The sequence below is a fragment of the Beggiatoa alba B18LD genome (assembly GCF_000245015.1).
Classification (GTDB): Bacteria; Pseudomonadota; Gammaproteobacteria; order Beggiatoales; family Beggiatoaceae; genus Beggiatoa; species Beggiatoa alba.
Genome location: NZ_JH600070.1, coordinates 353,119 through 367,423, shown reverse-complemented (window position 1 = coordinate 367,423; position 14,305 = coordinate 353,119). Strand labels below are relative to the sequence as shown.

The following is a 14,305-nucleotide window of genomic DNA, read 5'->3' as shown; positions in this document are numbered from 1 at the left end:
ATAATACGCTAACAATTACGACTCAATTTTGCCATATCCGCCACCGCTGGGTGTTTCAATGATAAAAACATCCCCAGTTTGCATGGAAACGCTGGCGATACCGTCTAAGATTTCTCGTTCGCCCGTCATCCGCTCTACGCTATTTTTACCCACTTCACCTGCTTCTCCCCCATTCATGCCATAAGGCGGAATACGTCGATGTCCAGATAAAATCCCCGCTGTCATGGGTTCAAGAAAACGTAAACGACGCACAACACCATCACCACCGCGCCAACGTCCCACACCACCACTGCCGTGACGAATTGCAAATGTCTCTAGTATCACAGGGAAACGCCATTCTAAAACTTCAGGGTCGGTTAAGCGTGAATTGGTCATATGTGTTTGTACCGCGCTTGCCCCCGCAAACCCATCACCCGCGCCCGCGCCACCACAAATGGTTTCGTAATACTGATAGCGGTCATTACCAAAGGTAAAATTATTCATTGTTCCTTGTGCTGCTCCCATCACACCCAGCGCACCATACAAGGCATCTGTCACGACTTGCGAGGTTTCCACATTGCCCGCAACCACTGCCGCAGGGGGGCGAGGATTGAGTAAACAGCCGTCAGGAATATGGATAGTTAGTGGTTTTAAACAGCCTTCATTTAAGGGTATCGCTTGGTCGACTAAGGTACGGAAGACATATAACACAGCGGCAATACAAACCGCTTTCGGTGCGTTCCAATTATTTTCTTGTTGGGCGGATGTGCCCGAAAAATCGATAAACATTTGCCGTTTGGCACGGTCACGTTGTAAATGAACTTGTACGACTGCGCCGTTATCCATTGGATAAGTAAAGCGTGCAGTGTCGCTATTATCGGCAAATTGTAAACGGTCAATAACCCGTCTGACGCATTCCTCAGCATTGTCTTGTACATGTTGCATATAGGCTAAAACCACGTCGAGACCCAATTGCGCCACTTTTGCCCGTAATGCCTGTATGCCTTGCTCATTGGCGGCAATTTGTGCGCGTAAATCGGCGAGATTTTGCGCGGGGTTGCGGGCAGGATAAGGATTATCTGTGAGCAAGGTTTGTAAACGTTCTGTTTGAAAAATCCCTTGTTCAACAATCTTAATGCCTGAAATTAAAATGCCTTCTTCCGCAATCGTGCGACTGTGGGGCGGTACAGAACCAGGGGAAATTCCGCCGATATCGGCATGATGTCCGCGTGAAGCGACATAAAAATGTGGTTTTGCCTCAGTTTCTGAGAGAAAAACAGGGGTTATCACGGTTAAATCAGGTAAATGTGTCCCGCCGTGATAGGGGGAGTTTAATAAAAATACATCGCCATAATGGATATCTTCTTGCTGAATAATTTGGCGCACGCTTTCACCCATAGAACCTAAATGTACGGGAATATGAGGCGCGTTAGCAATTAAATTGCCTTCAGCCGTGAATAAGGCACAAGAAAAATCAAGGCGTTCTTTGATATTGACCGAATACGCCGTATTCGCCAGCGTTAAGCCCATTTGTTCGGCGATAGACATAAATAAATTATTGAAAATTTCCAACATCACGGGGTCAACCTGTGTGCCAATCGCGTGCATCGTCTCGCGTGGTTTCACCCGTTTTAAAATTAAATGTCCTTGAGGGTGAATTTCTGCTTGCCAGCCTGCCTCGATGATATTCGTGCCGATGCTTTCTACAATCACCGCTGTGCCTTCAATCACTGTACCGACTGCTAATTGTTCTCGATAATAAATTGGCGCGTCGTGGTATTGTCCCTGACTGTAAAAACGGCTCATGCTTGCAGGTTGTGCGCGGGTTTTGGCTAAATTTTGCACGGTGATGGCTGAAAATGCAGTATGTCCAATGGCTTCCACCGCAACTGCTTCCACCAATAACGGACAATTCGACATCGTAAAGCCGTAACGTTGTTGATGGGCTTGTTGAAAACGCGCTTGCATGGTTTCAATATCCGCGTAGGGCACAATTAAAGCGGTATCCGTGCCTTGATAACGTAAATGTACCTGTTGTATCAGGCTCATTTGTCCCACTTCGGTTTGCTGGCTTTGTACTTGTTGCTGGGCTTGCGTGCTTAATTGTGCAAATAACTGATTTAAGGTATCGAGCAACGCTGTTTTTAACACTTGCTCGACACTTTGTTCACGCAGGACACGAATATCCGCCAAGCCCATGCCATACGCAGATAAAACCCCCGCATAAGGATGAATCACAATCGTTTCCATACCCAAGGCATCTGCCACCGCGCACGCATGTTGCCCACCTGCACCACCAAAACAACACAAGGTGTACTGTGTGACGTTGTAACCGCGTTGCGTAGAAATGTATTTAATCGCGTTTGCCATATTATCGACGGCAATTTGTAAAAACCCTTCGGCAATGGCTTCAGGGCTTAAAATCTGTCCTGTTGTTTGCTGAATAGATTGCGCAAGGATTTTAAATTTTTCTTTAACAATTTCAAAATCTAAAGGTTGGTCGTTATGTTTGCCGAAAACCGCAGGAAACAAATCAGGCTGAATTTTGCCCAATAACACATTGCAATCGGTAACGGTTAAATCTCCCCCCCGTCGATAACAAGCTGGGCCTGGATTTGCGCCTGCTGATTCAGGACCAACACGGAAACGCATGCCATCAAAGGTACACAAAGAGCCACCGCCTGCGGCAACGGTGTGAATAGACAGCATCGGCACACGCAAACGCACGCCTGCGACTTGGGTATCAAATGCCCGTTCGTAAACCCCGTCGAAATGGGAAACATCGGTCGATGTGCCTCCCATATCAAAGCCAATGAGTTGATGAAACCCTGCTTGTCGACTGGTTTCTACTGCACCGACCACGCCCCCCGCAGGACCCGATAAAATACTGTCTTTCCCTTGAAACACGTCCGCTGTCGCAAGTCCGCCATTGGATTGCATTAAGAAAACCCGTGTATTGCCTAAGGATTGCGCAACAGTATCGACATAACGGCGCAAGACGGGGGAAAGGTAAGCATCAACAACGGTGGTATCACCCCGTGCAACAAATTTAATCAGGGGGCTACAAGCGTGAGAGGTAGAAATTTGAGTAAAGCCAATTGTTCGCGCTATTTCTGCAATGCGCTGTTCATGCTGTGGAAAGCGATAAGCGTGCATTAGGACAATGGCTAACGCTCGATAACCTTGTGTATAAATGGCTGTTAATTGTTGTTTTATTTGATTTTCATTGAGCGGGGTTAAGACTTTCCCTTGTGCGTTGAGACGTTCTTCGACTTCGATAACTGTTTGATATAACTGGCTGGGTAGAATGATTTCGCGGGCGAAAATTTGCGGACGGTTTTGGTAGCCGATACGTAAGGCATCGGCAAATCCGCGTGTTGTGATTAAAGCAACCGCATCGCCTTTGCGTTCTAGTAAGGCATTGGTGCCGATGGTTGTGCCCATGCGTACTTCTGCGATAACGGGCGGAATGGCTTCATCGGGATTGAGTTTTAATAAGGTACGAATGCCATGAATAGCTGAGTTATCATACTGTTCAGGATTTTCGGACAGCAATTTATGTGTGAATAATTGTCCATCGGGAGAACGAGCGACGATATCAGTAAACGTGCCACCACGGTCTATCCAAAAATGCCAAGCAGGTTTTGTATTCATACGTTATGCACTCAATCATCAGGGAAATGCGTGTATTGTCGCATGATATGCGGTAATTGTCTGAGTCCTAATTTAACCTGAGTTTGGCGAGTTTTGCTGTTTTTTTAATGAAGTTGTATCAATATTGAGTTATTCATCTCGTCGGGATAAACGGGAATAATAGAATAGTCCTTTAAAATCAAGAAGAGAGTTCTACTTTTCGAGGGTCGTAAAATGGGTAGTTTTTTTGAAAAGCGGTATTTATATTTCATTGATTTAATTATATATTTTCTTATGCAAGAAATATGCAAAAGAGTTCTACTTTTTTGGGTGATTTTTCGTGAAAATTTTGGCTTGCAAGCAAGTGAAAAATATGTGATTATTTTGACCGTCGGGGTTACAGCTGATTCGCCAAAGCAGGCGGTTGAAACGCACAGGAATTATTTACGTAGAGGACGCGCTGTTACAGCTGATTCGCCAAAGCAGGCGGTTGAAACTTGAGAGTTCAATCATATAAATCGCTCAAATGTTACAGCTGATTCGCCAAAGCAGGCGGTTTATTGAAGACGATAGAAATAAAAAAGCCTCAGTATCAATATACTGAGGCTTTTTTTTGTCTGAATCAGAATTCACAGAATTTTCAGAATTAGCAGAATTTAAAACCCCTTAAACCAAAAGATTAATGCGAATAACGTTTTTTAATTCTACCTGAGTACGGAGAGTTTCTTTTAAAAAAACAATAGCTTGAATGTTGTAGGGTGGAATAGCGAAGCGTATTCCACCTTGAAATTCTGCAAAAACTGAGCAAAAAAAGATTATAAATCGTATGGTGGAATACGCTTCGCTATTCCACCCTACATTTTTTAGTTGAAAAATTCTAAAAGGTTTTCGCCACTCGCTGAACTAGCGTTAGTTGTACCTTTGGAAAGTCCTGATGGGCGTTTGGTGATGTTCCATTATTCCTATTTTTCCTTTAGGTACAACTTTTTATTTCTTCCAGTCCGCTTTTATCATTAATCCTCTGTTTTATATCTATTATCTCGCCGTACTCGCGTTAGGTTATTTAAAGATTTTAAATCTTGTTAATCCTGCGAATTCTGACTCAGACAAGTCACTGTTTTTTTTTAAGAAACACTCACCCATAAAAAAACCCCGCTGAATAGCGAGGTTTTTTAACAGCAATTAAAAGGCGAGTTTAAAACGATAGGGCTTACATCATGCCCATGCCGTCCATACCACCCATACCGCCCATGCCACCATGTCCATGACCTGCATGATCATCTTTCTTAGGTAATTCAGCAATCATGGCTTCTGTGGTAATCATTAAACCAGAAACAGAAGCAGCATTTTGTAAAGCAGTGCGGGTTACTTTGGTTGGGTCAAGAATACCCATTTCGATCATATCGCCGAATTCTTCATTCGCAGCGTTATAACCATAGTTACCTTTGCCCTCTAAAATGTTGTTTAAAATCACAGAGGGTTCACCGCCTGCATTAGCGACGATTTGGCGTAAAGGCTCTTCCATCGCACGACGGGCAATGTTAATGCCTACGTCTTGGTCATGGTTTGCACCTTTCAGCTTTTTAATCGCTTGTAAAGCACGGACTAATGCAACGCCACCACCGGGCACGACACCCTCTTCAACGGCTGCACGGGTTGCATGTAACGCATCTTCAACGCGGGCTTTTTTCTCTTTCATTTCAATTTCGGTGGTTGCACCGACTTTGATAACGGCTACACCGCCTGCTAATTTAGCAACGCGCTCTTGTAATTTTTCTTTGTCATAATCAGAAGTTGCTTCTTCGATTTGTTGACGAATTTGACCAACGCGGGCTTTGATGTCTGCATTTTTACCCGCACCGTCGATGATGGTGCTGTTGTCTTTGGTAATAACAACTTTTTTCGCAGTGCCTAAGTCGGTTAAGCTGGCTTTTTCTAAGCTTAAGCCGATTTCTTCAGCAATCACGGTGCCACCCGTCAGAATAGCAATGTCTTGTAACATGGCTTTGCGGCGGTCGCCAAACCCAGGGGCTTTAACGGCAGCAACTTTGACGATACCACGAATATTGTTGACCACTAAAGTGGCTAAGGCTTCGCCTTCTACGTCTTCAGCAATGATGAATAAGGGGCGACCTTGACGGGCAACACCTTCTAAGACGGGAATCATTTCACGGATGTTAGAAATCTTCTTATCGCATAAGAGGATAAGCGGATTTTCTAATTCAACGCTCATGGTTTGTTGGTTATTGATGAAGTAAGGGGATAAGTAACCACGGTCAAATTGCATCCCTTCAACAACATCTAATTCGTTTTCTAAGCCTGAGCCTTCTTCAACGGTAATTACGCCTTCTTTACCAACTTTTTTCATGGCTTTGGCAATAATTCCGCCAATGTCTTCATCGGAGTTAGCAGAGATTGTACCGACTTGTGCAATGGCTTTGTCATCGGTGCAAGGTTTAGACATTTTCTTTAATTCTTCAACGGCAGCAATCACTGCTTTGTCGATACCGCGTTTTAAATCCATAGGATTCATGCCAGCAGCAACGGCTTTTAAACCTTCGACTAAAATGGATTGGGCTAATACAGTGGCGGTGGTGGTGCCGTCGCCTGCGATGTCGGAAGTTTGTGAAGCCACTTCTTTCACCATTTGCGCGCCCATGTTTTCGAACTTATTTTCGAGTTCGATTTCTTTCGCTACGGAAACACCATCTTTGGTGACGGTGGGCGCGCCAAAGGCTTTATCTAAAACAACGTTACGACCTTTAGGACCTAAAGTGACTTTAACGGCATTGGCTAATACATTGACCCCACGTAACATTTGTTGGCGAGCGTCATCAGAAAAACGGACATCTTTAGCTGTCATTGGAATATTTCCTCGGTAGGAATTTAAAATAAAAAATAGGTAACAGGGGGGAGATTAGGCTAAGACACCCATGATGTCTTCTTCACGCATGACGAGTAAATCTTCACCGTCAACTTTGACTTCAGTCCCTGAATATTTACCAAATAAAACGACATCATCAACTTTGACATCTAAAGGACGGATATCGCCGTTTTCTAAAATTTTACCTTTGCCAACAGCAACCACTTTCCCACGAATAGGTTTTTCAGTCGCGCTATCAGGAAGGACGATACCACCTGCGGTTTTACGTTCTTCTTCCATACGTTTGATGATGACTCTATCGTGTAAAGGACGGATTTTCATTAAAAACTCCCTGCGGTTATTGGTGTTAGTGTATTGAAATCGGATAAATAATTAGCACTCTTAGCCAGTGAGTGCTACTAATGATAAAATAAGACTAGACTTCGCAAATTTCAAGGAAAAAAAATAAATTTTATCGGACGACTTCACGCTATTTTAAATCTTTTGAAAAGACAAGCCATTATAAAAAATCGCTCAAAAAAAAACGGATAACCGTTTTTAAGGACAGTTATCCGTTTTGATTGGAACAACCTTCAGCTATGGCTAATTAGTGTAAGCTAGCTGCGCCACCAATGGGGCTATCAGGCTCTTTCGGTTGCAAGGATACATTACCTACATCGCCATCAGAGTTAGGTTTTTTATTGTTCCGATTGCTACGGTCATCCCAGTCTTTTGGCGGTTCTGGCTCTCTTCCTGCCATTAAGGCATCAATTTGTTCTGCGTCGATGGTTTCATACTTCATTAACGCATCAGCCATTTTATGCAGAATGGTGACATTTTCCGTTAGAATCGTTTTAGCCCGATCATAGTTACGGTCAATAAAAGAACGAATTTCTTCATCGATAATGTGGGCGGTTTCATCAGACATCATCTTATGCTGAGTGACGGTATGTCCTAAGAAAACTTCGCCACTTTCATCCCCATAGGCTAAGGGTCCCATCCGTTCTGATAAGCCCCATTTTGTCACCATTTTGCGAGACAATTCTGTTGCCCGATGAATATCATTAGATGCGCCTGTTGTCACATAGTCCGCCCCAAAAATTAACTCTTCGGCAATCCGTCCGCCAAATAAGCTAGAAATTTGACTTTCTAAACGTTGTTTGCTCGCGCTGTAACGGTCTGTTTCAGGTAAAAAGAAAGTCACGCCTAATGCTCGCCCGCGTGGAATAATAGAGACTTTATACACAGGGTCATGTTCTGGTACTAAACGCCCTACAATCGCGTGTCCTGCTTCATGATAAGCGGTTAAGCGTTTTTCATCTTCGCTCATCACCATAGAACGGCGTTCTGCGCCCATCATGACTTTATCTTTTGCTTTTTCAAAGTCTCCCATCTCAACCAGTCGTTTATTTGCCCGTGCAGCAAATAAAGCGGCTTCATTGACTAAGTTAGCTAAGTCCGCTCCTGAAAAACCCGGTGTACCCCGTGCGATAAGACTTGGTACGACATCCTCAGCAATAGGCACTTTACGCATATGCACTTTTAAAATTTGCTCACGTCCACGAATATCAGGCAAGGGCACAACCACTTGACGGTCAAAACGACCAGGACGTAATAAAGCAGGGTCTAACACGTCAGGGCGGTTTGTTGCCGCAATGACGATAATCCCTTCATTGCCTTCAAAACCATCCATCTCGACCAGTAATTGGTTTAAGGTTTGTTCACGTTCATCATGTCCACCGCCTAAACCCGCACCACGATGACGACCGACGGCATCAATTTCATCGATGAAGATGATACAAGGCGCGTGTTTTTTTGCTTGCTCAAACATGTCGCGCACCCGTGATGCCCCCACGCCCACGAACATTTCAACAAAGTCAGAACCTGAAATGGTGAAAAACGGGACTTTTGCCTCACCAGCAATGGCACGGGCTAATAAAGTTTTCCCTGTACCAGGTGAGCCAACCATTAAGACACCGCGTGGAATTTTTCCGCCTAAATTTTGGAATTTTCCAGGGTCACGGAGAAAGTCGACTAACTCGGCAACTTCTTCTTTCGCCTCTTCTACGCCTGCTACATCAGCAAAGGTGACTTTAATCTGATCTTCTTCAATCATGCGTGCGCGACTTTTGCCAAAAGACAGCGCGCCACGTCCGCCACCGCCCTGCATTTGGCGCATGAAGAAAATCAAAATACCAAATAACAACAGCATGGGGAACCATGAAATAAAGATTTGCATCAATAAAGATTGTTGCTCAGGTGCACGAGAGTCGATTTGCACTTGATGCTTCAGCAAGTCATTGATTAAACCGTCGTCACCAGGGTTATAGGTTGTAAAACTTTGCCCATCGGTGGTAGAGCCTTTAATTATCCGACCTTCGATAACGACTTTTGTTACCTGATTTTGCTGAACCTTTCGAATAAACTCTGAATATTCCATTGCCTGTGCAGTGGTGGTGCGAGGACCAAAATTGTTAAACACCATCATCAACACTAGGGCGATAACGACCCAGAGCAGGAGGTTTTTTGCCATGTCGTTCATTGACTTGCCTCTTTAGACTACAAACAAATAAAAAAAAGAAGAATTAAGCAGTATAACACTTTGCGAGTACGTAAATCTCTGGTGAACGAGCACGAGATGCATCAGGTTTACGAATCACAACTTGTTTAAAATGTTGGCGTAAGTCTTTAACAAACATGTCAAAACCTTCGCCTTGAAATATTTTTGCGAGAAAATGCCCATTTTTAGCCAAAACTTGCAGTGCTAAATCCCGCGCTAATTCCGCTAATAACATCGCACTGGGTTGATCGACTGCCTTTATGCCCGTGATATTGGGGGACATGTCAGACATTACAAGATCGGCTTTATGCTCACCTAATTGAGCCAGTAATGTCTCTAAAACGACTTGTTCGCGGAAATCCCCTTTAATAAAGGTAACGCCTGCAAGAGGTTCCATATCTAAAATATCAAGGGCGAAAATTCGCACTTGGTCGCCTAAATGACTTTTTAACCATTGAGACCAGCCACCTGGTGCAGCACCTAAATCGATGACGGTCATTCCTTGATGAAAGAGTTTATCTTTTTCATCAAGTTGAGCGAGTTTATACACTGCTCGTGAGCGATACCCTTCAGATTGGGCACGTTTTACATACATATCGGAATGGTGTTCTTGCAACCATGAATGACTACTTTTGCTTCTGGACATTGGGGTTTTGGGTATTAATGGGAACGAATGACGAGTAAAAAAATGTTAGGTTAATCAATTTACAGTTTTTCAATACTATATCATCACTGGCTGACACTGTTTGAAACGCTGTTTTTACTTTTTACTAATTAATAGATTTTTGTGTAATTTTGCTCAAGTTCTTATTTGATAATCATTCATTTTCCTTAAAACTATCTATTTCACTGAAATAAAGCAATACCCATTGTAACAGTAGAAAAACAACTCGGCTATGTTGGAATAATCCCTGATTTATCGCCATAGATAGCAAATAAATTTTTCGTAAATATCACACGCATTAATTGTGCTTATAATAGAAAAAATTCATGTCACAAAGTCATGATGATTAAGCTGTAATTGACTTTATTTCTATTTATCTTTTTGAGGTTTTATAACGTGTTACAAAGTATTTTGGCAAATCGTCGTAGCATTTACGCTTTTATCTTTTTGGCATGTGTCAGCTTAATGATGGCTGCTTATTACTTTCAGTATGTGCTTGGATTAGAACCTTGTCCATTATGTATGGCGCAACGCTTGGTTATGATTGCGATTGGGTTAACCGCGCTGATTGGTTTAATTCATGGTTCTTTTGGCTGGGCGAATAAAATTTATAGTTTTTTCTTATTCCTATTTGCAGTCGGTGGGATGGCAATTGCAGGCAGACAGTTATGGTTGCAAAGTTTACCTGAAGACCAAGTTCCCGCTTGTGGCCCTGATTTTGAATTTATGGTGAATAATTTCCCGATTTTAAAAACAGTTGAAACGTTATGGCGGGGGTCAGGTTCTTGTGCAGAGGTCACTTGGCAATTTTTAGGGTTATCAATGGCGGGTTGGACATTTATCTGGTTTGGTTTTTTTGCGCTTTTAGCTATTTATCAGATAGTTAAACGGTTTCAACCTATTTCAACATCTGCATAAGTTGACCTGTTTTTTCAGTTTTCCACTCGTTAGCGTTTGGCGGTTAAAGTCAAACGCTTTGAAGACCTGATGATGAACGATTCTTTAAAACCTTTATTAGAACGTGCTGAACTTTTATTAAACCGTTTAGAACACTTTTTCCCGCCAGCCCCCTCATCGCCTGATTGGGAAAATGTCCGAGCTTGTCGTTGGCGTAAACGCCAGCAGTATGGAGAGTTACAAGCGGTTTATCATCCGCATGATATTCGTTTAGCGGATTTACAAGGGATAGATGCGCAAAAAGCCTTAATAAACCGTAATACACAACAATTTATCCGTCATTGTCCTGCCAATAATGTGTTGTTGTGGGGGTCTCGTGGTACAGGTAAATCCTCATTAATTAAGGCGTTATTAAATGAATATGCCACGCAAGGCTTACGTTTGATTGAAGTAGATAAACAGGATTTAATTGATTTACCTGATATTGTTGATAACTTATATAATCGTTCTGAACGCTTTATTATTTTCAGTGACGATTTGTCGTTTGAAAAAGAAGATGCGAGTTATAAAGCATTAAAAAGTGTGTTAGATGGTTCTATCAGCGCGCCACCACGCAATGTTTTGATTTATGCAACGTCTAATCGTCGGCATTTATTGCCTGAATATATGAAGGAAAATTTAGAAGCAACTTATACGCCCGAAGGCGAAATTCACCAAGGCGAAGCCGTTGAAGAAAAAATTTCTTTATCAGAACGCTTTGGCTTATGGCTCTCCTTCTATCCTTTTAATCAGGATGAATATTTAGCAATTGTACGCTATTGGTTGGTGCAGTTAGGTGCAACCGACCTTGAAAATCCTGAAATGCGTAAAATGGCGTTACAGTGGGCATTAACACGCGGTTCAAGAAGTGGGCGTTCAGCTTGGCAGTTTGCGCGAGATTGGGCAGGACAGCAGGGCATTATTGAAAAATAGTGTATTTATTGAGTCACATTAGTTATTCATCATCTGTGCGATTTATCTCATTATCTATTATTGCGTCATATAGGAGTTGAACTGATGGGTGTAGATTTTAATCTGATGGTTTTTTTCGCTGTCGTAGTTATCATTTTTTTATACAACACAATTAAGATATTACGGGAGTATGAGCGCGGGGTTGTATTCTTTTTAGGACGTTATCAATGCGTTAAAGGGCCCGGTTTGATTATCCTGATTCCTTTTCTGCAACAGATGATGAAGGTGGAATTACGCACTGTTGTGATGGATGTGCCAAGTCAAGATGTGATTTCCCGCGATAACGTATCTGTCAAAGTAAACGCGGTGATTTATTTTCGGATTATCGAGCCTGAAAGAGCGGTGATTCAAGTTGAAGATTATCAACAAGCAACCAGTCAATTAGCACAAACCACACTTCGTTCTGTGTTAGGACATCATGAATTAGATGAAATGTTGTCAGAACGAGATAAGTTAAATAAAGATATTCAAGAAATACTGGATAAACAAACAGATGACTGGGGTATTAAAGTCAGCAATGTGGAAATTAAACACATTGATTTAAATGAAAATATGATTCGTGCGATGGCACGACAAGCCGAAGCCGAACGGGAACGGCGGGCAAAAATCATTCATGCAGACGGGGAATTGCAGGCTTCGCAAAAGTTGGTACAAGCGGCGAAAATTTTGGCAACACAACCACAAGCGATGCAATTACGCTATTTGCAAACGCTGAATGATATTTCCTCAGATGATAAAAGCCATACAATTGTTTTCCCACTTCCCATGGATTTAATTACGCCTTTGCAAGGTGCATTAAAAGCCTATGCCGAGGATAGAAGCGCGAAGGGTTAAAAATCACGTTTGGTTAACTGCTGTAAACCTGCTAATATTCATGCAATTAGCAGGTTTTGCGACCCGTCTAGCCACCCAATAATTGGCTCAATTGTCCTGTAAACCACAAATAGCCAACACCCGCAACTGCACCAACGCCAATAATCCCTAATACCCAAGATAACCAACTGGTTGATGATTTTTTATTCATCTCTTTGACGGCTTGAATTGCCTCACTCTTCTCTTTTTGGAGTTTGCGCCATTCCCATGGTGGCATCCGTTTTGCCTTTGGTAACGCCCATAATCCTAATTTTGCTTGTTGAGCTTTTTCTTCCAACTTTGCAAAAGTAGGTTCATTTGCATACTGTTGATAAACCCAAGCATGACCATTTTTAACCATTTCTTCATTGACATAAGTTCGACCACGATACACTTTACCAACAATACGCCCATAACGGTCTTGTGCAGTTTGTTCGATTTTAATGTCCTTATTCAGTACTAACGTAGCTAGAGCCTCTTTTGCCTCTGCACCATAAGGTTGCGCTTTTTCAGGGGCATCAATACTGTCTAAGCGGACAGTAATCGTGAGTCCATTATCACAATTTGCTTTTAATGTATCCCCATCGGATACATGTGTTACTTTAGCTTCTAATAAGTTTTTTTTAGTTGACATCAGCAATTATCACTACAGCGTCGAAATGAATGGAGGAAAAATGACATAGTAGCGTGAACAATCTTTTAGTGAAACTACCAATCAGGTGATTTTAACTAAATCAATATTTTATAAAAATAGGTTATTCAGGTTTCCTTAATGAAACGGCTTTGATAAGCTAACCAAGTGCACTACTTTTGAATTTTTCAATTAAACCCCCATGCAAGAAGAAGCTCCAACTATTTTAATTGTCGATGATGTCCCTGCGAATGTGGGTGTTTTATTTGACTTTTTGTCAGAAAATGGCTTTGAAGTCTTGGTTGCACGTAATGGGGAAAGTGCGTTGCAAATCGTCGACAGTGCCCATCCTCATTTAATTTTATTAGATATCATGATGCCAGGTATTGATGGATTTGAAATCTGTCGTCGTATTAAAGCAGATGAAAAAAATCGAGAAATTCCTATTATTTTTATGACGGCATTAACAGATATTGTTGATAAAGTAAAAGGGTTTAAACTAGGTGCAGTAGATTATGTAACGAAACCTTTTCATCAAGAAGAAGTCTTAGCAAGGGTTAGTACACATTTAAAAATTCATTATTTGCAGACAGAATTACAGAAAAAAAATCGAGAACTGCAAGAAAAAGAAATTGCTTTACAAAAAGCTAATAAAGAATTAGCCGATTTAGTCAGTCAGGATGGTTTAACCCAAATCGCTAATCGACGACGCTTTGATGAGTATTTGCAACTACAGTGGTCGCAAATGTTGAGAGTTGCGTATCCCTTAACTTTAATGATGTGTGATGTTGATTTTTTTAAAGATTATAACGATGCGTATGGACATCAAGCAGGAGATGAATGCTTGAAACAAATTGCGAATACCTTAAGCAATTGTGTAAAGCGTTCTATTGATTTAGCAGCACGTTATGGGGGGGAGGAGTTCGCAATTATTTTGCCTAATACGCATCAAGAGGGTGCAATGCAAATTGCTCAGGCGATTCATCAAGCCATTGCAACCTTGCAAGTTCAGCACAAGAAATCAAAAATCTCGAATTATATTACGTTAAGCATTGGTATTAGTACGGTCATTCCTAAATTGGGAATTAATGCAGAGCAGTTAATCTATGTTGCAGATAGGGCTTTATATATGGCAAAAGAGCAAGGCAGAAATCAAACGGTTTTTCAAGATTTTGAAAAGCTTGCTTCTTAAGAATCTAGTATTTATTTAAGCGA

General features: G+C 41.9%; 11 protein-coding genes. 5 read left to right on the top strand and 6 right to left on the bottom strand.

The annotated features are described in order from the left end of the window. Positions 1-15: 15 nt before the first annotated feature. Positions 16-3,633, bottom strand: a complete 3,618-nt coding sequence (locus tag BEGALDRAFT_RS01405; protein ID WP_002682913.1) for a hydantoinase B/oxoprolinase family protein — start codon at positions 3,631-3,633, stop codon at positions 16-18. A gap of 213 nt (positions 3,634-3,846) precedes the next feature. Here BEGALDRAFT_RS01405 and BEGALDRAFT_RS01400 point away from each other — a divergent pair, with 213 nt between their 5' ends. Then, a complete protein-coding gene (locus BEGALDRAFT_RS01400) occupies positions 3,847-4,113 on the top strand; it encodes a hypothetical protein (protein WP_040294839.1) in 267 nt (88 codons plus the stop codon). 709 nt (positions 4,114-4,822) lie between these two features. Here the strand turns inward: BEGALDRAFT_RS01400 and groL are convergent. The 4 genes from groL to rlmE form a co-directional block, all read right to left on the bottom strand. After that, complete coding sequence (gene groL / locus BEGALDRAFT_RS01395; RefSeq protein WP_002682911.1) at positions 4,823-6,475, bottom strand: chaperonin GroEL; 1,653 nt, start codon at positions 6,473-6,475, stop codon at positions 4,823-4,825. Positions 6,476-6,529: 54 nt separating this feature from the next. After that, the gene (gene groES / locus BEGALDRAFT_RS01390; protein ID WP_002682908.1) at positions 6,530-6,817 is read right to left on the bottom strand and encodes a co-chaperone GroES; all 288 of its coding nucleotides are present in this window, start codon (positions 6,815-6,817) and stop codon (positions 6,530-6,532) included. Between the two features lie 265 nt (positions 6,818-7,082). Further along, positions 7,083-9,017: an ATP-dependent zinc metalloprotease FtsH gene (gene ftsH, locus BEGALDRAFT_RS01385; RefSeq protein ID WP_002682906.1), complete on the bottom strand. Its 1,935-nt coding sequence runs from the start codon at positions 9,015-9,017 to the stop codon at positions 7,083-7,085. Positions 9,018-9,060: 43 nt separating this feature from the next. Next, entirely contained in the window at positions 9,061-9,681 is a 621-nt protein-coding gene (gene rlmE / locus BEGALDRAFT_RS01380; RefSeq protein ID WP_002682904.1) for a 23S rRNA (uridine(2552)-2'-O)-methyltransferase RlmE, read from the bottom strand. A 414-nt stretch (positions 9,682-10,095) separates the two neighbouring features. Here rlmE and BEGALDRAFT_RS01375 point away from each other — a divergent pair, with 414 nt between their 5' ends. From BEGALDRAFT_RS01375 to BEGALDRAFT_RS01365, 3 genes are all read left to right on the top strand, one after another. After that, positions 10,096-10,617: a disulfide bond formation protein B gene (locus BEGALDRAFT_RS01375; RefSeq protein WP_002682903.1), complete on the top strand. Its 522-nt coding sequence runs from the start codon at positions 10,096-10,098 to the stop codon at positions 10,615-10,617. Between the two features lie 69 nt (positions 10,618-10,686). After that, positions 10,687-11,568, top strand: a complete 882-nt coding sequence (locus BEGALDRAFT_RS01370) for an ATP-binding protein (protein ID WP_002682902.1) — start codon at positions 10,687-10,689, stop codon at positions 11,566-11,568. 84 nt (positions 11,569-11,652) lie between these two features. Further along, entirely contained in the window at positions 11,653-12,441 is a 789-nt protein-coding gene (locus tag BEGALDRAFT_RS01365) for a slipin family protein (protein WP_002682900.1), read from the top strand. Between the two features lie 67 nt (positions 12,442-12,508). Here BEGALDRAFT_RS01365 and BEGALDRAFT_RS01360 read toward each other — a convergent pair whose 3' ends face one another. Next, the gene (locus tag BEGALDRAFT_RS01360; protein WP_002682898.1) at positions 12,509-13,093 is read right to left on the bottom strand and encodes a thermonuclease family protein; all 585 of its coding nucleotides are present in this window, start codon (positions 13,091-13,093) and stop codon (positions 12,509-12,511) included. A 199-nt stretch (positions 13,094-13,292) separates the two neighbouring features. On the opposite strand from BEGALDRAFT_RS01360, the gene BEGALDRAFT_RS01355 reads away from it, so the two are divergent. After that, entirely contained in the window at positions 13,293-14,282 is a 990-nt protein-coding gene (locus BEGALDRAFT_RS01355) for a diguanylate cyclase domain-containing protein (protein WP_002682896.1), read from the top strand. Positions 14,283-14,305: the final 23 nt, after the last annotated feature.